Origin of the sequence: Alicyclobacillus macrosporangiidus CPP55 (assembly GCF_000702485.1) — a bacterium.
GTDB lineage: Bacteria > Bacillota > Bacilli > Alicyclobacillales > Alicyclobacillaceae > Alicyclobacillus_H > Alicyclobacillus_H macrosporangiidus_B.
This window is the reverse complement of sequence record NZ_JNIL01000001.1, coordinates 2431927-2454178: the sequence shown is the minus strand read 5'-3', so window position 1 is coordinate 2454178 and position 22252 is coordinate 2431927. Positions and strand designations below refer to the sequence as shown.

The 22252-nt window shown below is 57.5% G+C and carries 28 protein-coding genes and 1 pseudogene; 28 read left to right on the top strand and 1 reads right to left on the bottom strand.

The features are described 5' to 3' along the window. Positions 1-42 precede the first annotated feature (42 nt). Positions 43-1830 (top strand): annotated as a pseudogene (locus tag N687_RS25525) (DEAD/DEAH box helicase); the annotation flags it as partial. A gap of 106 nt (positions 1831-1936) precedes the next feature. Here N687_RS25525 and N687_RS0112295 read toward each other — a convergent pair. Beyond that, positions 1937-3055 (bottom strand): RNA-guided endonuclease InsQ/TnpB family protein, encoded by a 1119-nt coding sequence (locus N687_RS0112295; RefSeq protein WP_029422132.1) that lies wholly within the window; start codon positions 3053-3055, stop codon positions 1937-1939. A 116-nt stretch (positions 3056-3171) separates the two neighbouring features. Here N687_RS0112295 and N687_RS23940 point away from each other — a divergent pair, with 116 nt between their 5' ends. From N687_RS23940 to N687_RS0112170, 27 genes are all read left to right on the top strand, one after another. Beyond that, positions 3172-3330 (top strand): hypothetical protein, encoded by a 159-nt coding sequence (locus N687_RS23940; RefSeq protein ID WP_156040131.1) that lies wholly within the window; start codon positions 3172-3174, stop codon positions 3328-3330. A 6-nt stretch (positions 3331-3336) separates the two neighbouring features. Then, positions 3337-3561 (top strand): hypothetical protein, encoded by a 225-nt coding sequence (locus N687_RS22260; protein WP_051663203.1) that lies wholly within the window; start codon positions 3337-3339, stop codon positions 3559-3561. A gap of 42 nt (positions 3562-3603) precedes the next feature. After that, positions 3604-3756: a hypothetical protein gene (locus N687_RS23935; RefSeq protein WP_156040130.1), complete on the top strand. Its 153-nt coding sequence runs from the start codon at positions 3604-3606 to the stop codon at positions 3754-3756. A 144-nt stretch (positions 3757-3900) separates the two neighbouring features. Continuing rightward, the gene (locus N687_RS0112280; protein ID WP_029422131.1) at positions 3901-4293 is read left to right on the top strand and encodes a hypothetical protein; all 393 of its coding nucleotides are present in this window, start codon (positions 3901-3903) and stop codon (positions 4291-4293) included. A gap of 2 nt (positions 4294-4295) precedes the next feature. Further along, positions 4296-4616, top strand: a complete 321-nt coding sequence (locus N687_RS0112275) for a DUF4406 domain-containing protein (protein ID WP_081841356.1) — start codon at positions 4296-4298, stop codon at positions 4614-4616. A gap of 51 nt (positions 4617-4667) precedes the next feature. Continuing rightward, positions 4668-4895: a hypothetical protein gene (locus tag N687_RS0112270; RefSeq protein WP_156040129.1), complete on the top strand. Its 228-nt coding sequence runs from the start codon at positions 4668-4670 to the stop codon at positions 4893-4895. Between the two features lie 125 nt (positions 4896-5020). Next, entirely contained in the window at positions 5021-5275 is a 255-nt protein-coding gene (locus N687_RS0112265) for a hypothetical protein (protein ID WP_029422128.1), read from the top strand. Then, positions 5262-5474: a hypothetical protein gene (locus tag N687_RS0112260; RefSeq protein WP_029422127.1), complete on the top strand. Its 213-nt coding sequence runs from the start codon at positions 5262-5264 to the stop codon at positions 5472-5474. Before N687_RS0112265 ends, N687_RS0112260 begins: the two co-directional genes overlap by 14 nt. Positions 5475-5707: 233 nt before the next feature. Further along, on the top strand, positions 5708-6028 hold the full coding sequence (locus N687_RS0112255) for a hypothetical protein (protein WP_051663202.1): 321 nt from the start codon (positions 5708-5710) through the stop codon (positions 6026-6028). 17 nt (positions 6029-6045) lie between these two features. Next, positions 6046-6468, top strand: a complete 423-nt coding sequence (locus N687_RS0112250) for a RusA family crossover junction endodeoxyribonuclease (protein WP_051663201.1) — start codon at positions 6046-6048, stop codon at positions 6466-6468. Next, positions 6450-6980, top strand: a complete 531-nt coding sequence (locus N687_RS0112245; protein ID WP_029422124.1) for an AAA family ATPase — start codon at positions 6450-6452, stop codon at positions 6978-6980. Before N687_RS0112250 ends, N687_RS0112245 begins: the two co-directional genes overlap by 19 nt. Then, positions 6980-7684, top strand: a complete 705-nt coding sequence (locus tag N687_RS0112240) for a putative quorum-sensing-regulated virulence factor (protein ID WP_029422123.1) — start codon at positions 6980-6982, stop codon at positions 7682-7684. Before N687_RS0112245 ends, N687_RS0112240 begins: the two co-directional genes overlap by 1 nt. Before the next feature lie 81 nt (positions 7685-7765). Beyond that, on the top strand, positions 7766-8164 hold the full coding sequence (locus N687_RS0112235; protein ID WP_029422122.1) for a hypothetical protein: 399 nt from the start codon (positions 7766-7768) through the stop codon (positions 8162-8164). 15 nt (positions 8165-8179) lie between these two features. Next, positions 8180-8698, top strand: coding sequence for a LuxR C-terminal-related transcriptional regulator (locus N687_RS0112230; RefSeq protein WP_029422121.1), 519 nt, complete (start codon positions 8180-8182; stop codon positions 8696-8698). 336 nt (positions 8699-9034) lie between these two features. Continuing rightward, complete coding sequence (locus N687_RS0112225; RefSeq protein ID WP_197029278.1) at positions 9035-11032, top strand: sigma 54-interacting transcriptional regulator; 1998 nt, start codon at positions 9035-9037, stop codon at positions 11030-11032. Positions 11033-11287: 255 nt separating this feature from the next. Then, entirely contained in the window at positions 11288-12481 is a 1194-nt protein-coding gene (locus N687_RS0112220; protein ID WP_197029277.1) for a mandelate racemase/muconate lactonizing enzyme family protein, read from the top strand. Between the two features lie 199 nt (positions 12482-12680). Further along, positions 12681-13676 (top strand): 2-keto-3-deoxygluconate permease, encoded by a 996-nt coding sequence (locus N687_RS0112215; protein ID WP_029422118.1) that lies wholly within the window; start codon positions 12681-12683, stop codon positions 13674-13676. Positions 13677-14619: 943 nt separating this feature from the next. Then, positions 14620-17100 carry an ATP-binding protein gene (locus tag N687_RS0112210; RefSeq protein WP_029422117.1) on the top strand — a complete coding sequence of 827 codons (2481 nt, stop codon included), beginning with the start codon at positions 14620-14622 and terminating at the stop codon, positions 17098-17100. Between the two features lie 103 nt (positions 17101-17203). Next, complete coding sequence (locus N687_RS0112205) at positions 17204-17989, top strand: metallophosphoesterase family protein (protein ID WP_197029276.1); 786 nt, start codon at positions 17204-17206, stop codon at positions 17987-17989. Between the two features lie 122 nt (positions 17990-18111). After that, positions 18112-18297 carry a hypothetical protein gene (locus N687_RS21115; RefSeq protein WP_035462226.1) on the top strand — a complete coding sequence of 62 codons (186 nt, stop codon included), beginning with the start codon at positions 18112-18114 and terminating at the stop codon, positions 18295-18297. 151 nt (positions 18298-18448) lie between these two features. Next, positions 18449-18838: a gamma-glutamylcyclotransferase family protein gene (locus tag N687_RS0112195; RefSeq protein ID WP_029422114.1), complete on the top strand. Its 390-nt coding sequence runs from the start codon at positions 18449-18451 to the stop codon at positions 18836-18838. Then, positions 18835-19302 (top strand): hypothetical protein, encoded by a 468-nt coding sequence (locus N687_RS0112190; RefSeq protein ID WP_029422113.1) that lies wholly within the window; start codon positions 18835-18837, stop codon positions 19300-19302. The genes N687_RS0112195 and N687_RS0112190 overlap by 4 nt, the downstream gene beginning before the upstream one ends. 67 nt (positions 19303-19369) lie before the next feature. Beyond that, the gene (locus N687_RS0112185) at positions 19370-20206 is read left to right on the top strand and encodes a transposase (RefSeq protein ID WP_029422112.1); all 837 of its coding nucleotides are present in this window, start codon (positions 19370-19372) and stop codon (positions 20204-20206) included. Next, positions 20199-20666: a nucleotidyltransferase family protein gene (locus N687_RS21110; protein ID WP_197029275.1), complete on the top strand. Its 468-nt coding sequence runs from the start codon at positions 20199-20201 to the stop codon at positions 20664-20666. Before N687_RS0112185 ends, N687_RS21110 begins: the two co-directional genes overlap by 8 nt. Beyond that, complete coding sequence (locus N687_RS23185; RefSeq protein WP_081841355.1) at positions 20663-21022, top strand: DUF86 domain-containing protein; 360 nt, start codon at positions 20663-20665, stop codon at positions 21020-21022. The genes N687_RS21110 and N687_RS23185 overlap by 4 nt, the downstream gene beginning before the upstream one ends. 183 nt (positions 21023-21205) lie before the next feature. Beyond that, positions 21206-21622: a hypothetical protein gene (locus N687_RS0112175; RefSeq protein WP_029422111.1), complete on the top strand. Its 417-nt coding sequence runs from the start codon at positions 21206-21208 to the stop codon at positions 21620-21622. Then, positions 21616-22191, top strand: a complete 576-nt coding sequence (locus tag N687_RS0112170; RefSeq protein ID WP_029422110.1) for a site-2 protease family protein — start codon at positions 21616-21618, stop codon at positions 22189-22191. Before N687_RS0112175 ends, N687_RS0112170 begins: the two co-directional genes overlap by 7 nt. The last annotated feature ends 61 nt before the right edge of the window (positions 22192-22252 follow it).

Below are 22252 nucleotides of genomic sequence, written 5' to 3'. Positions count from 1 at the left end.
ACATCCACTCAGGAGGATTCACTCGACGAGGGGTGACATGAATTGTGGACGATCACGGCCAAACACCAAACCAAGCTGACGCTTCGAGACTATCAAGAAGAAGCGCTGAACGCCGTGCGGAATTTCCCGAAGCCGCGTCCCGTCCTGGTCGCGGCGACGGGGGCGGGGAAAACGGTCATCTCATCGCGGTTTGCGGTGGAGCGGCTGGAGCGAGGGCCGGTGTTGTTTCTTGCACACCGCGACGAACTCCTCGACCAGACGCTCGACAAGTTCGCGATGGTATTCGACGCATTTGCCGAACAGGGTCGCGAAGTCAAGGTCGGGCGGATCCAGGGGCCGGAGGACGACGTAGAGGCGGACTTCGCCGTCGCCAGCGTCCAGACGCTGTCGCAGCCGGAGCGGCTGGAGCGGTGGATGGCGGCGCACGAGACGACGCCGACGGTGATCACGGACGAGTGCCACCACGCAGCGGCGCGGACGTACATGCGGATCTACGACGCGCTTGGGTACCTTGGAGAGGTGCCGAAGGGACACGTGCACTTGGGGCTGACGGCGACGCCCTACCGGACGGACCGCGCGGATCTCACGCGGGTGTTCGACGGCGTGGCGTATGCGATTGGGATACACGATCTCATGGAGATCGGATTCCTGGTGCCGCCTAAGTCGGAACGGTTGGAGATCGTCGAAGGTCTTGACGATGACGACGATGACCGCGACTGGTCGGACGCCGAGGTAGCCGGGGCGGTGGACACACCGGGCGTCAACCAGCGGATCGTCGAGGCGTGGAAGGAGAAAGCGTCGGATCGGTTGACGATTGCGTTCTGCGCGTCGGTGGAACACGCGCATCACTTGGCGGACGCGTTCGAGGCGGCGGGTATTCCCGTCGCGGTGGTACACGGCGCCTTGCCCAAGCACGTCCGGCGAGAGACCCTTGCCGCGTTCTCGGATGGAAAGATCCGTGTTTTGTGTAACTATGGTGTGTTGACGGAAGGATTTGATCGCCCTGAAGTGACTTGCATCATCATGGCGCGGCCCACCAAGTCCCATAGCCTCTACGTGCAGTGCATCGGCAGGGGGTTGCGGATAGCGCCGCACATCGGCAAAGAGGACTGCCTGGTGCTCGACGTGGTCGGCGTCACGGCGATCCACAAGCTGATGACGGTGGACCGGTTGCTGGCGGAGGACCAGGACGCGGTGTCCGCAGCGAACTCGGAAGGGAATGTCGCGGCGCGCGGCAAGCGCGTGGCGAAGCGGCTGTCTGCCGCGGCGTTCCGGTGGCTGCGGGTACGCGAAGGCGTGTGGCTTGCGCGCGACTTCCGGGGGCGGTTCGTGCGCGTGCAACAGATCGACGGGGTGTGGTACGTCGCGTATGGCGCGTGGGCGTCCGAAGAGAGCAATGCGCGTCGCGTCACGGGCGGGGAGGGGCCGGTAGAGCCCAAGGCGGAGACGCTGTACTACGGCGCGGACTCGGAGATGGCCTGGGGCTACGCCGCGACATACGCGCAGTTGTGGCTGCAGCCCCGCGCCGTCGCAGTGGATCAAGACTGGATGACGCTCCCCCCGACGCTGAAGCAGGTGGAAGCATTGCAACGGCGCGGTCTGCCTGTGCCAGAGACGCGCTGGGAGGCGGCGGAACTCGTCACGCTGGCGACGCCAAGGCAGATTGAGGTGCTGGGCAAGATCTTCTCGGCGTACAAGGTACCGCGCCATCTGATGCCGGACACGCTGGAGGAAGCGGCTGCGCTGCTCGACGCGGTGCTCGGGAAGCGGATGGATCGCGATGAGTTTCTGGTGCGGTACAGCCGGGTGTTACCGCACCGGTGGCTGATCGCGCTGGAGAGCCATGTCAGCTACCCCATTCCTAAAAGGGAGGGGCTTGCTCAATCCCTCACCGGGAGAGCATCCGGGACGGCTGACAGCGCCCCCGAGCCGGGCGTCATGCGCTCCGGCTCTGCCGCATGGCCTCTGCGCCACGCTGGGCGATCACGCGGCTTGCGGCAAGGTCGTCGTTGCACTGGTACCCGCACTCTTTGCAGCGGAACCGATGGTGCTTCCGGCTTCGGTTCGCAGATTCAGAGTGCCCACACCGCGGACATGTCTCGCTCGTGCCCGCTGGATCGACGAAAACCACTGCGATCCCGGCTTCCTCCGCCTTGTAACGGATGAACTCCGCCAACTGACGGAACGCCCAACTCATTCTCCAATACCGGTCCTTGAGCCGGAACAGGACAGACAGGTTGGTGTGCGTCAGGTCTTCGAGAACGATGAGCGGACGCTTACCCTGGGCCTTGGCGAACCGGATCACTTGCCGGGCGATCTTGTGGTTCGTGTCCGTCATGAAACGGGATTCTCTTCGGCCGATGGCGCAAAGACGGCGCTTGGCCGAGCGAGTGCCTTTGCGCTGCAGAGACGCACGCAGACGGACGTACCGCAGGCGAGTCTGTTTCACCTGCCCTCCGCGGATGAACAGAACCTTGTGCCCGGATGAAGCGGTGACCAGAAACCGCATGCCCTGGTCAACACCGATAACGGCGTCAAAGTCCTGCGACGGCGCCGGGACGGTTTTCGAGACCGACATGTGCAGGTACCAGCGATTGCGCTTCTTGACGAGTTCGGCCGCGCCGAATGTCCAGCCGTCATGCAGGTAGCGAACATACGGAGGCTGGACGTGATAGGGAATCCGAAGACGTCCGGCCAACGTTGAGATGTGGAGTACCCCGCCGCGCAGAACATAGTCCTTGTTCCACTGGAACACGGGCTTTGGGCGTCTGAATCTCGCCTGGGCGCCAGGATTGCCATTGGACTTCATGCTCTTGTACGCCGCGGCGACAATGCGGCAGACGGTGCACGCCATCTGGGATCGCAGACCGAATTCCTGGCGAAGGACGCGGTACACCGCGCTCTGCAACTGGAACGCGGAGCGGATTCGCCGCTCGAACGCGACTTGGCTGGCGTAATCGAGCGCCCTACGGTTGGCGTCCATGGTCTGCTCAAGGATTGCGGCCTGCTCTTTGGTGGGCTGGAGCTTGAGGCGGATGGTTCTCGTCAGTTCCACAGACCTGACACCTCCCTTCACTCGAAGGAAGGTTGCAGGGCAAAAAAGACCCCGGCGCTCCTCCCCACGGCTAAAGCCGGGGGCTTCCGCGCCAGGGTGGAGGTTGGTGAGGAAGAGTGACCTTGACCTGGGACGAGTTAGACAAGTTGTACGAACAAACGGCTCCCGCCTCGGCGTGGACGGATCCGCTTCCCGACGGCGTGTATGTCTGTACGTTGGCGAAAGCGGAGTTACGTAAGAACAAGGCGAACAACGGGATGCATGTGTGGCTGTAGTTCCGCGTGGCGGAGGGCAAATACAAGGGGCGGTACATCATCCACTTGCGGGTGTTATCAAAGGACCAGACGAGCGTGTCTTGGCTGAAGAGGGATCTCCTCGCCATTGGATACGGCGGCAAGCTGTCGGAGTTGGGTTCCCGGCTGCCAGCGTGCGTAGGGCAGACAGTGCGGGTGACACTCAGGACGAGTCGGCGGGACAAGCGACAGTATGCGGTGCTGTCAAACTGAAGCCGCCACGCGCTTCTGCCGGACACGATGGAGGAGGCGGCGGTGTTGCTGGACGCAGTGGTGCGGGTACAGCACGGGGACCGGGCGGCGTTTTTGAGGAGTTACGCCAGGGCTCTGCCGCACCGGTTGAAGCTGTTCGCGGCAGGGTCGTCCGCGATGGAAGGCGGCGCAATTGCCATGCAAGACGCGGGTTGATAGGGGGACGGTCATGGGAGACACAACGCGAGCGGTGGCAAAAGAACCGGAATGTGAGCGCCTCGTGCGGGAAAACACGCGGAGGCAGGCCAGGAGGCAGTACGAGGTGGGGGACTGGACTGCACGAAGGAAAGGAGGTTCACAATGGGGCGCTTGAGCGAGTTGACGGATGACGCAGGCATGGTGCTGGTGTCCCGTAGGTATCTCGACGCGCTCCGGGACGTCGCGGTCGAGGCCAAGGCGATCCGCAACGGCTGGAGCCAGGCGGGCTGGGAGGACTTCTGCGAGGCGCTGGACACGCTGGACGTGGTGGAACTGTCGGGAAAAGTTGTGGCCGACAAGCGGAGGATTGAAGCGTTGGAACGGCTGTACGAGCTGGTAAAGCGGAGGCGCAGCGCCGAGCGGGCCTTCGATGAAGCGGGGGAAGCGGGAGACGCCGAGGCACAGGTGGTGGCGCTACCGTATGTTGACTACTTCGACAGGGAGATTGAGAAGACTTTGACGGCCATCGACGCGACGAGGAAAGTGGAGTGTTGACCATGCGGCTGTATCTTTCAGGTCCGATGACAGGATTGGCAGACTTCAACCGCCCTGCATTCCGGGAGGCGGCCGCGGTGTTGCGAGAACAAGGCCACGTTGTTGTCAGTCCGGCGGAGTTGCCAGGTGACGAGCATGACCCGTGGGCGGTGTGGATGCGCAAGGCGCTTACGATGTTGCTCACCTGCGAAGCGGTGGCGTTTCTGCCGGGTTGGCAGGCTTCGCGCGGCGCTACGCTGGAACACCACGTGGCCCAAGCGCTCGGGATGCAGCGGTTCGCCTATTATTCAGGGAAGTTAAGACCGTTGACCTGGGCGAGGTGAGCGAGTGTGGAATGGCTCCAATTTATTGCGTACGGAGTGGGGTTCCTCGCCTTGTTCTATTGGGTCGGGACGGTGGAAGCCAAAAACCGTCAGCTTATGAAAGAAGCCATCGTGGAGGTCTGCCCGGATTTGGTCGCAATGCAGGAAGTGAAAAACCAAGATTATCCTGGCTTGATCAAGTGCCGGGTGCTTACGAGTACGAGCGAATTCGACGTGTTTTTAAGGTTTCATGGCGGTGGCTACGTCGTGGTGAGCAAGCAAGGACGCAGTGACCTTTGATGCTCGTTGTCTTGCTTGGATTCAGACATGCGGTGCGGCGCTAGAACAAAGGGTGCGCGCAGTTGTCCACGATTGACGCGCCCGGAAATAAGGCACGATTGAGACTGCGACGGGGGTGTTAAATCATGGCGGGACGCGCGAGAACGGCGGCGGCTCGGCGCAGGTCGCTGGACATTCCAGATCGACCGCAAATGCCTGACGTTTGTTGGGTGAAGTTCCCGGCCGTGAAAACCGCAGGCAGCATGCGTGTTACGTTCGAAAGTCTGGCGGCGCAATTGGCTCACCAGCCTGCGACGCGAGAAGTTCGTGAGGTGCGGTTGGACGACGGAATCATTCGTGTCGAGTTGGACAAGGAGGCGGCAGAGCATGAAGCGGTTTGATGGGATCAAGGTGGACAAGCGCGGCGCCCGGTACAGGCTGTGCGGTGTGACGCTGACGGAGGACAACGGTTGGCGCTGGAGCACGCTGTGCAAGGAATGCGTTGCGGAGTACGCGGAGCCTGAAAACGTTTGGGCGTACGGGAGTGGTCTGGATGGTGGCAGCAGAACCGGGAAGGGTAAGTCTCATCCGGCAGCTTGAGCAGGCGGCGAACCGGGTAGCATGCGCTAGACGCCGGTGGGTCGACGCCTGGCGAGAACCGGAGCGCGCCAACCAACTGTACGAAGTCTACCAGACCAAAGCGGGATGTCTCGCACGGCTGCTGGACGCCCTTCTGACGGGCGATGGAGGGCGTGGAGGATACACCGCGACACCTGAGCAAAGAGAATGCGCCTCCTGCGGGGAGCCAGGGGGCGCAGAGGAGGGATGCGGATATGGTCATGGTGGTCGATAAGAACGGCACAATGGTGCGACCCGGTGACCGCGTGCGCTGGACGAGCCAGGCGCAGGGGACGTGGAAGGACAAGCGCGGCGAGGTAGTCGCCGTGATTCCGAAGGGAGCGTCGGCATTCCGGTATCTGCCATCCGGCAAGCCGAACAAGGATTGGAGGCCCATGTTCACTACGGACGTGGCAAAGATCGACCGGGTGTTGGTCAGGGTGCCTCGCGTCCGGAAAAGAGACGGGCAAGTGCTGGGATGGGACTACTACTGTCCCCGGTTGAGTCAGGTCGAAATCGCGGAGTCCAAGGGGTGAGGTGAGCGAACCTGCCAATGGCGCACAACGTGGGCGATTCTGGTAGCCGTCTGATCCTTCCGCTTCCGCCTACGCTCAACCATGCCTATCGCAATTTCGTTCACCCCTCCGGGCGCCGGATGCGGGTGTTGACCCGACAAGCGGAGCGGTTTCGGGAAGAAGCGGCGTGGTTGGCCAAGGCGTGGGCTATGCAAACGGGGTGGTCGATGCCGCCGCCCCGAACCAAGGTGTATCTGCGTCTGTGGTACTTCTGGCCGGACTGGCGACGGGCGGACGCGAACAACCGGGAGAAGGTGCTGTTGGACGCACTGGAAGGTGTGCTATACCCGGATGATCGTTGGGTACTCGTTTGGGAGATGGATTTTGACGTGGACCGGGAGCGGCCGAGGGTGGAGATTGAAATTTCGGCGGGTGATGCGCCATGCGCCATGTCTTCCTGATCGGCCCGATGGGTGCAGGCAAAACGACCGTCGCCCGGTACCTGTGCGAGGGGCACGGTTACACACGGTACGCCCTTGCCACACCGGTGGACGCGGTGGTCGACATCGCGGCGCCGTGGCTGAAAGGAGCGGGTAAGGCGGTACGGCGTCCGTACCTGCAGAAGGTCGGGCGGTTTCTGCGGGAGTTTCAGCCGAATCCGCTGTTGTTCGCGGCGGAGGAGCGGCTGCGGACAGTGGCGGGACCGTTGGTCATCGACGATGGCCGAACGCTGGAAGAAGCGGTCTGGGCGCATCAGCAAGGATTTGTCGTTATTGTGCTGACGGCGGCCAGGGACGTGCGCGAGCGGCGGGTATTGGCGCGAGACGGAGAGTTGCCGGATGGGCGGACGTTTGAGGACGAGACCGAGCAAGCTTGGCAGGATGCGCGGGGCATTGTGATCGACACGACTCGCATGAACGCGGAAGAGATGTGCGATGCGGTGTGGGACGTTGTGCGAGGAGGCGACGTGTGATGGCCTGTTTGTCGGATACCAGATTCGTTGTCATCGACACGGAAACTACTGGCCTGCTACCGCACGGGCGCGTCGTGGAGATCGCGCTCGTGGAGGTCGGGCTGAGTGACGGGCCAAGGGAAGTGTTCTCGACGCTCATTCATCCTGGGTGTTCGATCCCGCCCGAGGCGTCGGCGGTACACCACATTACGGATCGCGATGTTGTGGACAAGCCGACACTGTATGAGGTGTGGCCGAAGGTGTTGGAACATGTGGACGGCGCCATACTCGTGGCGCACAACGCGGAGTTCGACCGCGGAATGCTCCCGGAGACGGGGCGGCCGTGGATGTGTTCGAAGCGGTTCGCTCAACACTTGTGGCCCGACGCGCCGAATTTCCAGAACCAGACGCTGCGTTATTGGCTCGGGATCGACATCGACGTCGGGCTGCCCCACCGCGCGACGGGTGACGCCGTGGTGACAGCGCATGTGTTTCAACGCGAGCTTGCGACGTATCTGGCACGCGGGTACGAGGACGATCCAGCGGCGTTGTTCAATTTTCTGGCAGGTCCGGTTGAAGTGCGGACGATGCCGTTCGGGAAACACCGGGGTCAACCACTGGAGGAGGTACCAAGGGACTACTTGCACTGGGTGCTGGAGAACGTACAGAGGCTGGACGCGGACCTGGAGTGGAGCATTCGGCGGGTGCTGGGGAAAAGCGCATAGCCCCTGTGACAACTGTGGATAAGTCTGTGGATAACCCGTGCACAACCCGCGTTTGATTGTGGATAAATGGGGGTGTAAGGAATGTTGGCGACCGTGCGGAGGCAAAAAACGAGACGCGAAGTCGAAGTGGGAGTGGGACAAGCGTCTAAATCGCGCCGACAGGTCGAGACGTTTTCGGCGACGTTTGTCCGCACGGTGTTGGCCGGTCGGTATCCGCGAAACGCGGTTCGGGTGCTGTTGTTCGAGGTCCGGGACCGGGCGGGGCGCATGGTGCGAGACCACACATGGATTCAGGACGGCCGGGCATTTCTGCGGCTGCGGTTGCGGCCAGGGGACGTGGTGCAGTTTGAAGCTGTTCGGGTGCCGTATCTGCACAAGCGGCGGGTGAAGAAACGGGGTTTCCTTGGGCCGGACGTCGGTTTCGTGATTGTCGGGCCTGTACGGAGGTCGGAGTATCCGCACGGGGTGTTGGCAAATTGAACGGAGGTGAAAGCGATGGGGCGCCGGGGGCTGGAGGATTTGATTCAACAGTACGAGGAGACGTTGAAGAAGGTGAAGGAGGCGCGCAGCACATACAAGCGGCTGTCGCGGACGAATCCGCGGTACGAACGGGACGCGAAGCTGTGCGAGGGCATGATCAGGACGTTGGATTACGCGATCTGCAAGATGGAGGGGTCCACAAGGACGACACACCGGGAGATTCTGGTTGGGGACCATGAGGATCTGGATCGGTTGGCGGCGAGGCGAAAGGCAGGAATGGTGGACGAGGATTCGGAGGCGGAGGACGAGGGTTACCAGAGGGTGTTGGTGGCCTGGAGCACGATCATGACAACACGGGAGGCGGTGTGTCTGTTCGCGTATGAGCGCGGGATGACGTTCAGTGCGATTGCGGACGCGCTGGGCGTTTCGCGGGCGTCGGTGCAAAGTTACGTCGAACGAGCGCGGAAGAAGTTGAACCAGGCGCGCGCAGTGCAGTTGGCGTTGTGGGATGAAACTCCGGGGTTGGGGGCGTGAGACGATGACGAACAGTGGTCGATTCATCACGAGGCAGGTTCAGCGCGAGCGAGAGGCTGTTGTGCGGTTGTACGCGAGGTGGGGTCTTTTGCGGAGGCGTGATTGGCGATGGAGCACAGCAGAGATCCGAGTCGGCAGCGTTTGCTCCGAGTCTTGTATGAAGATACTCTAGACACGGCTCGGGATGTAGACAACTGTGTTTGGGCACGGTGAGCCATCTGTGATGGATGACAGTTCCGCGAACAAAACGCGTGGGTGCTGGGACAAGTTGCTATGCACGGAGTGTGCCGCTTGTAGTCTTACGCACGAACATCGCGGATAGGGGGAGGTTATATGGTGAAAGAAAACGAAAAGGCACAGATTATGATCGTTGCACCTTATGAAGGTCTTGCTAGGATGGCGGAACAACTGGTGAGTAGGTATCCGTTTTCTGTAGGAATATGTGTGTTGGACTCGACTCAACTGGAGAAAGACGCGGGTGGCGTAGCGATGGACAAGTATGAGGGAATCCGAGTCTTCGTTTCTCGCGGGGGGACTGCAAATTATCTCAGGAAATGGTCAGGTCGACCGGTAATAGAGATTCCAGTAACACCCTATGATGTGTTGTATGCAATAAGTCAAACCGCACGTCTAGGTTATCGACGAATCGGAATCGTGGGCCCAGCCAACCTTATCGTAGAATCCGAGCACTTTGTCCATCTTACCGACTTGTGTTTGAGGTTTGAAACGTGCGACGACGTCACAAAGTTGCCACAAGTTGTGCGTTCCATTGTTGAGCGAACTGAGGTCGATGCAATTGTTGGTGACCGTGTGGCCACACAGCTGGCCTCGCAGCTCGGCCTGTACGGCCAATTACTGGAGTCAGGCGAATCTTCGCTTCGCATCGCTTTGGATTCTGCTGTAAATGTCCTGAACGCTCAAAGGGATCAACAAGTCAAGCTGGAAGAAACACGTTTCATTTTAAACGTGATTCAAGAATCCGTGATTGCAACGGATAGAAACGGTCGTATAACGATGCTCAACAGTGCTGCAGAGCATGTGATAGGGCGGTCGAAGGAGGACATTTTGGGGACAATGATCTCGGAATCCATTACGGACAATTCCTTTCAGCAGATTATGTCGAGTGGTACGGTTACAGAAAACGCGTTAGTAAGAATACGTGACAAGCAAGTTGTTCTGAATCATTTACCTATCTTCATCGATGGAACCTATGAGGGTTCTGTAGGAATTTTCCAGGAAGTTCAGCACATTCAAAACACCGAACTCAGTATTCGGAAGAAGTTGTATCAACGGGGATTTTTGGCAAAGAACAGTTTCAGTGATATAGTGACACATAGCCCCAGAATGCGCAAGATGATCGAATGGGCGTCACTGATAGCTCGTTCAGATGGAACGGTGCTGATTCATGGAGAAACGGGGACAGGTAAGGAACTATTCGCCCAGAGTATTCACAACGCCAGTAGTCGTAGGCAAGGCCCTTTCGTTTCCGTGAATTGCGCGGCTGTCGATGGTGATCTGTTGAATAGTGAATTGTTTGGATACGAAGAGGGTGCCTTTACGGGGGCGGCCCGTGGTGGTCGCATGGGGCTGTTTGAGATGGCGCACGGGGGCACGATTTTTCTTGACGAGATAAGTGAGACTTCGTTGGCGTTTCAAGCCAAATTGCTGCGGGTGATACAGGAACGGGAGATTAGACGCGTAGGAGGTACACGCATCATTCCAGTGGACGTCCGAATCATTTGTGCTACCAATCGTGATCTTGTTCGCCAGGTACAGATTGGACAATTTAGAGAGGACTTATTGTATCGATTAAATGTTCTCGAGATTCACTTGCCACCGCTAAGGGAGAGGCAAGAGGACATAATTCCACTTGCCATTTCCTTTTTAAGGATGGAAATGAGGCGACAAAACAGGGAGTTAGTCTGGGAGAATGAGCAGGTGTTTACTCCCTTGAAGTCGTATCGCTGGCCTGGTAATGTTCGTGAACTACAAAACTTTGCACACCGGTTGGTGGTTTGTTGTCCAACAAATCGAGTAACCCAGGATATTGTGGAACAATTTCTGACATGGAACGAAGCTGACCGTGCTCCGACAGTTTCCTTCGTGTGTAACACACCTCAGCCAAGCCCATTGGATGAACATTCAACGTCAATCTCTGTCCCCATATCCGATTCGTGGGACGAGATGGAAGCCGCACTTTGGGAAGGACTTTTAAGGGCCTTCGGAGGAGATAAAGAGAAATTGTGCCAAGTTTATCACATCAGCAGATCGACTCTTTGGCGCAAACTCAAAATGCGGCGTTCAGAAAGGGGTGATTCATACAACAAACGGTGAGTAAACATCACTTACAACCAAAGTTTTATTCAAATATGAAACTCGTTTCAAATATGAAACGACCATCTTTGTCTGATAACCCCGTGCATTGTCTGCGATGCGTTTTTTTGTGCGATCTTACAGGCATACGTTCGTTGGCACGCAACATGCTATGAGGTATGGATCGAAGGCTTCTGCAGACGAATCGAGATGTGTCAGTAGGCGGAAAGGGGGTATGAAGGCCTGCCTGCAGAGATTCGTTTACAGGGCCATTCCATGGATGACAATGATGGGGTGACAAGCTTGAAGATTGTAGACATCCGAGAAGTTGCCGTACCCATTCAATCCGATATCCGCAACGCTTACATTGATTTCAGCAAGATGACGGCCTCCGTCGTGGCGTTGGTGACAGATGTTGTTCGCGATGGAAAGCGAGTGATAGGATACGGGTTCAACTCCAACGGGCGATACGCGCCTAGCGGATTATTGCGTGAGCGGTTTATTCCCCGTCTTATGGAGGCGGATCCGAAATCCTTATTAAACGAAGAGGGAACAAATTTCGATCCACATCGGATTTGGGACGTTTTAATGACAGGTGAAAAGCCCGGCGGGCACGGCGAACGCTCTGTGGCAGTTGGGGTACTGGATATGGCAGTTTGGGACGCAGTGGCTAAAATTGAAGGGAAGCCTCTCTATCGTTTGTTGGCCGAACGATACCGTGGTGGACAGGCCGATGATAAAGTCTTTGTTTATGCCGCTGGGGGATACTATCAGCCTGGAAAGGACCTTAAGGCGCTCCAGGACGAAATGAAGCGTTATCTCGATCTTGGTTATACCGTAGTCAAGATGAAAATTGGTGGCGCTACATTGGACGAGGACATTCGCAGAATTGAGGCAGTACTAGAAGTGCTGCCGAGTGGGCGACATCTTGCTGTTGACGCGAATGGCCGTTTTGACTTGCAGACTGCCATCGCCTATGCCAGAAAGCTGGAGCCTTATAATCTCTTCTGGTACGAAGAAGCTGGAGATCCTCTGGATTATGAATTGCAAGCTGAGCTTGGAAAACACTACGCTAACCCCATGGCGACCGGAGAAAATCTGTTCTCGATGCAAGATGCCCGCAATCTCATTCGGTATGGTGGATTGCGCCCGGAGCGCGATTATCTGCAATTTGACTGTGCGTTGAGCTACGGGCTTGTTGAGTACATGAGGATCTTAGACATGTTGAAAGAGTATGGTTGGTCCTCTCGACGCTGTATACCGCATGGTGGGCACCAAATGTCATTGAACATTGCGGCAGGCCTTGGGCTGGGTGGAAACGAATCGTATCCGGGTGTGTTCGAACCATTCGGTGGATTTGCCGACGAGTACGAGGTTGTGGATGGTTATGTTGGACTCCCTGATATACCCGGTGTAGGGTTTGAGGCGAAATCGAATCTTTATCGGTTGCTAAAAACCGTTGCGGAGTAACATGTGTTTTTCAGGTTTTGGCCGGCAATCTGTTGCCTGAAGCGGTTCGCGGGTAATGGATTATAGGACACGTTTACCTTCAAGGATGCCATGCATGGTGTCCTTGAAGGATCGTTCGAATGGAAGCGATTTCGTTTCGTTGTAAGCCTCATTAGTGAAGACTGTGATAAACAAAGACCGCTTAGGAGGAGGGCTCACCATGCGTATTCTTAAGGGAATTCAGCGAATTCCTGGCGGGATGATGATCGTTCCTCTTGTGTTGGCAGCTCTTGTCAATACATTCTTTCCAAAGGCCTTGCAGATCGGTTCGTTCACGTCAGCGATTTTTTCGAACAAAGGTCTTGACGCAATGATTGGCTTGCAATTATTCTTTGTTGGAACTCGTCTTCGGTTGCGTCAAGCACCTGAGGCGCTTAAACGTGGTGCAGTATTGCTCTTGGCCAAGTATGCGGCGGGTGCACTACTTGGATTGCTAGTGGCAAAATTATTTGGGTTAGGTGGATTGTTTGGCATCTCTGTTCTAGCTATTGTGTCTACGGTGACGGGTGCCAATGGTGCTCTCTACTTGTCTCTGATGGGTGAGTACGGAGATACCGCCGATGCCGCCGCAATGTCTTTGTTGAACATCCATGATGGACCCTTTCTTACCATGCTCACACTTGGCGTGACAGGCCTGGCACATATACCGGTTGTGAACTTGGTCGCCGCGATTGTTCCTCTGGTTGTAGGTGCAATTTTAGGTAACATGGACGAAGATTTTCAAAGGTTGTTCGGGCCTGGGTTGCCCATTGTGATTCCGTTTATCGGATTTACGATTGGTGCTGGAATCAATCTCGGCAATGTGGTCACTGCCGGTCTGCAGGGGATCCTGTTGGCATTAATCGTAATTGTCGTCGGAGGAGGCTTCACTTTCCTGGCAGATCGCTATATTCTTCGACGTCCCGGATACGCCGGGGCAGCTCTAGCCAGTTCATCGGGTAATTCCATTGCAAATCCGGCAGCCGTTGCTCTTATAGACACGAGTTATAAACCATTCGTACAGTCGGCGACGGTTGAGATTGCGTCAGCTGTCGTTTTGACCGCGATACTGGTTCCTTTCATCACGGCGTTCGTTGCCAGAAGATATGGACGAAGTGAACTGGCGGAGAGGCGGAATGAGGAAATTCAAGGAGCTGTGGCAGAGGGGTATCATTGAGGTCGGTCGATTTGATTTACGTGCTTGTGTTTCCATCGGTCAACTGTGTGCCAGTAGGTTACGCCGCTGCTTTTTAAACACCCGTGGAAAAGTTTCATCTACGAGGAATCGAGTGTGCTGTCGGAATGACGACGGGTTAAGAACGTTACTGCCCGTTCAGGCTATCCACGTGCATGTCACTTTTCTAGTTGTGAATCTAAAGTGGATCGTAAGCTTGATACAAGGGTGTAGACAATCAGGCTATTTGGCGTTTTTCTCACCGACATTGGCGTGAAAACTGTACCGACAACCATCCTGTCAAGTGATTGTTGTACTGACACTCATTTGTTGTTAGGGCTGAATCCACAAGTATGTGGATTCAGCCACCAAAACGAGTGTGGGCGGCTCTAATCGCCTGTCAAGGCTGGAATGATTACCTTGACAGGCTCACCTTGATTGTCGGTACGAGGCCCACTGCCTACCGCCAGCCACTGTGCCGAGGCGCCGACATGGAATTCGGCAAAACTACCGTCAAATAGCGTGAACGGTTACAACAAGGTCGACCACGAACAAGCGCACCGGGATGCCTTTCTCAAGCTGTTGTATGTGGTCATCGGCAACCCTAAGGCTTTCATCGAAGGAACGTACCACAGTCTGAGTGCGTGGCTATTTATTGGAGTAAATGGACGAGTTATATCATAGGTTAAATTTCTGGTAGAACCCCAACGAACTGTCCAGAAGGTTACTCAACGCTGTTTCAAGCGTTCCTGAGGTCTTCTGACAGAGTGCTAACTAGAAGTCTTGTTTACGTATCCAGTCGTTACTGAATTAAAGGAAGAACCACAATGCACAATTTCTACGAACAAAGATCTACAAGACCTGATGTGGCGATACTCATCGGCTTCTAAATTGGTGCCGTTATGTGCCCTACATGCCCCCTCTATACGGAAGGGGGCTCTTTTTCATGCACACGCTCTTTTGGCACGACAACATCCTGTTTCTCGACAACGGCATCGCATACGGCGTGTACCGTCTGCCCGCACTGCCATATGAGAACCAGCCGGACGCCGTCAAGCGCAGCATCTACCGCCAGCTTGAGGTGTTCTTCCAGACGTACCGTGGCAACGGCCAGATCCTGAGTGTCGCGGTGCCGATCCCGGTGGAGGAAGTTACCTCGCGCATGGCGGCCTTCAGCAAGCATCCGCATTGGCGCGCACACATGGAGCTGGTGGCCGAACAACTGCGCGGGCATCCTTCGTTTGAGCGTTTGACATTCCTCATCCTGCCTCTGGCTTCGCCGCTTGCCGCGGCCTGGAGCCAGGTCCTTGACCGCCCGGATCGGATTCGGGATCGGGTCGCCGACCAGTTCCTTCGGTTCTGGGGCTACACCAAACGCAAGGTGGCACGGGTGGGGTCTCCCGTGTTGACCAAACACGACATCGAGGCGGCGGCGCACGCTGAACTGCGCACGTTCAACCGCCTGCAGGCGGTCATCCCGGCGCTCGCGAGAGCCACGCCGCACGAGCTGGAACTGCTGCACCGCGCGCCATATTATCGAGGCTTGGCGCCGTGGCCGGTTGTGTTACCCGATCCCCTGCCTCGGACGGTGACCATCGAGAGCGGGGAGGTAGTCATTCGGCCGCGTCCGCTGCGCCTGGCACTTGCCTCGGCGGCGGTGCGAGAGGACACGTTCCGGATTCGGGTGGAGCACAGTGACAAGCGGGTATCGTACCAGTCGGTGATGGCCGCGGCGAGCCTGCCGGAGCGGATGGAGACCATTGGAGATGAGTGGTTGTATCTGCCCTTGGAGAAGCTGAACTTCCCGGTCGACGCCTGTGTGCACTTCGAGATCCTTTCCTCGCAGCGAGCGCGTGAGATTGTCTATCGGCGCAAGAAGATCGTCGCTGCCCAGGGCGAGGAGTACGCGCAGGCGGGAGACGTCCCGTGGGACATCTATGACGGGCTGGAAGATGCGCAGGCTCTGGAAGCCAAACTAAAAGCGGGCATGTCGTTTGCGGTCTTTCACGCGTTCTTTGCCGTGGCGGCAGGCAGCGAGTTGGAGATGCTGCGCCGGGAGGAGCAGTTGAAGGAGAAACTGCAGGGGGCCATTCAGCTTGTGCACCCGCCGGGTGACGCGCTGAAAATCTGGCAGGCGTTCTTTCCGGGACAGTCCGGGGGAGTGGACAAGGCGTGGTCGATCCCGGCGGACCCGACGATGCTTGCGGCGTCAGGCGCCTTGGGCACGGCGCAGGTGGGCGACCCGGCGGGGATGTGGTTCGCCAGGATGGCCCACAGCGGCCGGCCGGTATGGGTGGACTGGTTCCGGGCGATGCGGGAACTCAACCGCAGCGGTGCTGCGGCGTTCGTCGGGACGCTGGGCAGCGGCAAGTCGGTCGGGATGAAGTATGCCTCGGACACGATGCTGCAGTGGAACGCGATGGGGGCGGTCGTAGACCCGAAACAGGGAGAGTACGGGGCGCTCGTTGGGCTTTGGCCGAAGGAAAGTGTGTGGTGGACGTTTGGCGCGGGAAGCGACCTGCGCTTCTCCCCGTTCCGGCTTGGGCGTGATGCGAGGGAATCCAGGCTCATCGCGGAAGGGTTCCTGAGTGTGCTGCTCAACGTGACGACACGCCGTGAGGACCAGCGGGCGTCGCTCGTGCTGCAACGGGCCTTGGCCGCGCTGTACGAGGGTGAGAAGTGGGACATGGACCACTTCCTGCTTTGCCTTGACGCCGAGCGAAGGGATGAACAGCGCCGGGAGGAAGAGCGTGACGTGGCTGACCTGTTTCTGGGCTTGCTTGAGCACTACCGAGATGGCGAGACGGCCCGGGCGCTGTTCGGCAAGGATGGCGAGGACAATGTGATGGACGACCGGGCGCGGTTGGTGGTGGCCTCCATCATGGGGCTGGAATTCCCGGATCCGGGAAGCGTGCCGGACGCGTGGCGCGACTCGCAGCGGTTCGCGGTGGCGATTCTGTACCTGGTGACGCAGATCGCGTTCCGGCGCTTGGTGATGGCGCCGCAATCTGTGAAGAAGTTCTTCGCGGTGGACGAGGCGTGGATTCTGCGCTCGATCCCGGAAGGCCGGGCGCTGCTCAACCGCATGCTGCTGCTTGGCCGGTCGATGAACTTGGTGTTGATGATGGCGGTGCAGAACCCGGACGTGCTGTTGCCGAGGGAAGGGTCAGAGAATGACGACGTGTCGGCGAGCCTGGGCTGGTGCTTCGTGGGGCGCATCACGTCGCGCGCCCAAGTACAGCACGCGGTCCGGCTGCTCGGTCTGCCGCTGGAGGAGGAAGAGGACCTGAACCACTACGTCGAGGTGTTCCAGGCCTTTGAGAAGGGCAGGGGATTCCTGCGCGACCCGCTGGGGCGGATTGGAGAGGTGCAGATCGATGTGGTGGATGAGGGGCTGTTGAGGGCGTTCAGCACGACGCCGGAATGAAGCAGATTGCGAAATCAAACGAGGAGGATGTCGTTTTGTGTCGAATTCTTTCTAAACGTCTTTTGTATGAGCAATTGCGCTCGTTGTAAGAAGGTGAGAGTTGTTGCCCTTAAAGGTACTGGATCTAACAGAGTTGGCGACGGGAAAACAGGTCTGGATTGTGGGAGACATTCACGGGTACTACGGGCTGTTCCAGCGCTTGCTAGAACTTATCGGTTACAGTCCCGATACGCACTTGATCGTAACCGTCGGCGACATGGTTGACCGCGGTGAAGATTCTCCGGCTGTGGTGCGATGGTTCCAAGAGAACGGATACGCGGTCCGAGGCAATCACGAGGATATGTGGCTGGAGATCCGCTTTTGGGCCGAGGGCCTTCCATATGACGACGGTGGCAGGCTGAACCCCGCTTGGTCGCCGAGAATGCGGAAACAATCGTTTGTGAAAAACGGCATGGCAAGGACGTTGCGGCAGTTTCTTGAATCGGGGATGTCGGCCAATGAATGGCTTGATTACTTTGCTGAGCTGCCGTACGCCATCATCATCGGAGACTATCTGATTGTGCACGCAGGTGTCGATCCGCACCGGCCATTCTCTGAGCAAACGTTCCAGCACTTGACGTGGATCAGACATGGTTTCGTTGATTACCGGGGTCTCATTCCGCCGGAAGCGCGCCTGGGCAAGCGGGTTGTGTGCGGTCATTGTGAAACGTTCTGGTTTGCGGAGCCGGGCAAGCCGGTGATACGGCCGGATCGGGTACACATCGACATAGGCACGGCGAACGGATTGGCGTTGGCGGCGTTCTGCCTCAACACCGAGGAAGTCGTGATGGTGGACGCGCCAGGAAAGGATGAGGTGTTGGGGAGGCTTCGACCACTGTCCGCCATATAAATGCTCTCGTCATGAAAGGGGTCTCATTGTGCAGTCCGTTAATGTGTACCGCTACCCCGGACAATCCCATTCTTACTCCGGCCGACGTGCCTCCACACAGGGAAGATTATGAGGTCATTGGCGTGTTCAACGCCTGGGTGGCGGAAGTGGGGGACGAAGTGCTGCTGGTCTTGCGAGTCGCGGAGCGTCCCCGCGCTCCCCGGCCAGACATCGTTTGCGTCCCAGTCTGGGACGCGCCGGAACGGAACCTTACGACGCGAACCTTCACTAGATACAACCCGTACTACGATTTCGACCCGATGAGTTGAACTGTGGCGCGACGGCGCCCCGTTCGCCTGTCCGAGAGACTTCCGGGCCGAACCTCAGCAGGTTCGGTCCTTTTTATTCTGCGGGTCTTTACAAAAATGCCAATAAGAAGTATATTAACGCTAGAAAAGGAAATGAAGGGGAGACGGTGTAATGAATTCCAATCATGTCGTATTCGTCTACGGAACGTTGCGAAAGGGCCAGAGCAACCGCCGGGTGATGAAACCCCATCTGGTGCGCGAATTGGGTGAGGGAGTCATTCAGGGAGAAATGTACGATCTCGGTGCGTACCCGGCTGTGTCGTTGGACGGAGACGGTGTGGTGGTGGGTGAATGGGTCGAGGTGACGGACGACGGACTGGCGGCGCTGGACGGGCTGGAGGGTTATCCGCGATTCTACGACCGAACTGTGGTGAGGGACTTACACGGCGCGGTGGAAGGGTGGGTTTACCACATGACGGGCCGCATTCCGGCGGGCGCGCCGCGCATTGAAAGCGGGGACTGGGTGGCCTGGCTGCGGGCGCGGAAGGAGGTGCGGGTATGAGGCGGGTTCCTCTGCCGCCGTTACGGGGGCTGAACTTCATCACGTTGTTCGTGTTTGTCGGCTTCATCGCACTGTCTATCCACTACTGGGTGATCCCGATGAATTCGTCGGAACTGCCGGGATTCGCGCGCCACACTCTGGGGCGGTGGTTTTTCTATCTGTTTCTGGCGTTCTTGTTCGCGTTAATGGCCCTGGTCTACACGGGAATGTTTTGGAAGTGGTTGGCGCGGTTTGCCGCACGGGTGGGGGGGTTCGCGTTGCGGACGGCTCGGTGGATGACGGTATGGGTGCTTCGTGGCGTGGTGTTTGTCGCGTGCGCTGCGGTGTGGGCGGTGCGGCGTGGTTGGATCGCCGCCCGTGACGCGGTTCGGAAGCGGAGAATCGCGAGGATGCCGAAAGGCGAGACGATTGATGTGGAAGCCGAATGGCTCGACGAGGAGTACGAGAAGACGCGGTGTGCGTGAAAACTGCTCCTGAACGTGCCTGGCGGCGTCGGGTGGCCCGGTTTATACTGATGACACGGAGGGAACGATGAGTATACCAAGAAACGCCAATGACATCGTTGCAAAGCATTTGACGGGCGCGGTGCCAAATGGCGCCCTGGATGTGATCGGCATTCACGATGCGAACGTGGTGCGCGCGCTGCCGACGGAGATCCCGAAGATCGAAGTGCGGCAGGAGTTCGTCGACATTCTGTTCGAGCTTGACGACGGCCGCCTGCTGCACATTGAGTTTCAGTCCACCCGCGAGTCCGCGTTGTACCGGTTCGCTGCATATGACCTAGCGATTGGCGAGAAGCACCGACGCAAGGTGCGAACCGTTGTCTTGTACACGGGCGATGTCCATGATGCGCCATCCGAACTGGACGTCGGGACGGTTCGGTATCAGGTTGAGAACGTCTATTTGAACCGGATGGACGGCGATGCCGTGCTGGAGACAGTCAAGCGGCACCTGGGCACCGGCGAGTGGACAGAACGGGATCGGGTCCGGTTGTCGTTTGCGTTCCACATGCGGTTCGCGCGCCGGACGCGGGACGAGGCGTTCGGGGAGATTGTGGAGTTGGTGCAGCGTCTGCCGGATCGGGAGGAGCAGAATTACCTGGCGGCGCTGATTCTGGGATTCAGCGCGCGGATACTGGCACCGGAGCAGAAGGAACGGCTCAGGGAGGTTTTGAGGATGACGGACTTGCTTCGGGAGTTCGAAGAGGAGTTCAAGGAGAAGTGGATGCAGCAAGGCAGTGTCTCGAAAGCCAGGGAGATTGCCGAACGAATGTTCCGCAAAGGCGCATCCGTTTCCGACGTGGTGGAGTTGACGGGTTTGTCAGAGCAAGAGGCGGAGGAGATTCGGAAGAGGACTCTGGATGCGTAAAGTTTCTCCGAATGAGGTGCTTCTTATGAGTGAATTCATGCACTCGGAGCGTGCGGAAGTGCATGCTCTTTTGGACCAGTTGCCAGTTGGAGATGTACTGAAGGTAAAAAGGTTTTGCGAAGCATTGATAGCTGGACGGGTACAAGCGGACTGTGGAGTAAGTCATCGGGGGTTGAATCAGGCGAGTATTCGAGCCTTGAAGCCTCAAATTTTGGATATTGCCCGTCGGTATCATGCGACAGACATCCGAATATTTGGATCGGTTGCGCGTGATGAGGCCGATTCATTCAGTGACGTGGACCTTTTGGTGCGGTTTGACAAGGACGTGTCGCTGTTTGAGTTGGTCGGTTTGCAGGAGGATCTCGGAGATTTGCTTGGATGTCCGGTACATGTGACGACAGAGTGTTCCTTACGTCCAGAGATTCGGGCTTCTGTGTTAAGTGAGGCAATACCACTTTGAAGACGGACAAGACATATTTGGAAGACATATTGGAGGCGATTCGTCGGATTCAAGAATATACTTCGGATGGAGAAGAGGCGTTTTTTCGGTCGACAATGATCCAAGACGCTGTGATTCGAAATTTTGAAGTAATAGGAGAGGCTGCTGGGAAATTATCGCTTCGTGCTCGTCTTAATCGGAACATCCCGTGGCGACAAATCATTGCATTTCGCAATGTACTAATCCATGATTACGGAAACGTCAACCTTAAGATCGTGTGGCGAACGGTAAGGGATGAACTTCCTACATTAAAACGCGAACTTGAGCAATACTTACAAGGAAGACTTGAAGATGATGAACCTGTTACGGGACTCTAATAAGGACTTTAAGGGTTGCCGAGAGGGCAAATAGGAAGTAGCCGAGCATACAAAAGGGTCAATTGGGAGAAGGTTCGCAGCAACACAACACATAAGACTTTGTTCAGCGCGTCGTCCATTCCCGAGTGGACGGCGCTTTCGTTTTGCCGTACAGTCCCCCTCTTCACGAGGAGGGATCATCGTATGCAACTTGAACTCATCGCGTGGTATGGGGTCTTGGGCGGGGTGATTGTCAGCGCGCACTTCTTCCAGGTCGCCGTGGTTTGGCGCGTATTGGCCGGAATCGGGTACTTGGTTTTGTCGTATCTCTGGTACCTGTCGCTGCGCCGCAACGATCCGTCCGTCAGCGACCCATTCGGGGCATTGATGGGCGCGGGGTATACTGCGGCGATATGTCTCGGCTTGACGTTCGCGGCCTTTGTGCCAGTTCCGGCGCTCGTTGTTGGGTATATGCTCTGGTCGTGGGCGGCCAGTTCGTACGCGGGCACGTTTGCCTTTCGGAAGAAGGAGGGGAATCGGCTGGAGATGCTTGCCGTGGTCATTTTCCCGCACGTCGTCGTTTGGGAAGACTGGTGGCTGAGGAAGCAGGGCGTATGCTGAGCGGGCTGAAGGGATTGGTGGTCGGGCTGTTTTTCTTGGAATGGAACCTGCTGCCTCATACGCGGCAGGGATGGTTAGCGGTTGCGGTGTCGCTGCCGTTTATTTGGCATGCCCAGATTCTGATTCACGAACTCGGGCACTACGTGTTTCGGCGGATGTTCGGCGTGCCGACGAGGCGGATGGTAATCGGGTCGGGGCCGCTGATGTTTCGGATCAAAGGCTTCGAGGTTCGGTGGATTCCGGCCGGCGGGGAGGTCACTCCGGAGATCTACTGTTTCGACATTTCGGTAAAGCGAAAGATTTGGGTGTACCGGGGCGGGGTTCTGGCGAACGCTGTGACGATGCTGTTGTGGCTCAAGAATCCGGTCTGGTTGGCGCTGAATCTGGCCGTGATTTGGGCGAATACCCGAGTGGATGTCTATCCCGAGAAGCAAACCATGACGGACGGCGCATGGATCGCGCTGCTTCGCGGCGGGTTTGGGCTGCCGGAGGGATTCGACCCTTGCGGGAAGCGTGAGGAAAATGCACTGGCGTCGAGGGGGCGGAAACATGAGGACAAACGCCAATGAAGGTTTGTATAATCTCCTTTTCAATCCCGCCTACAACATCATCCGGGTGTTTATCCATCCA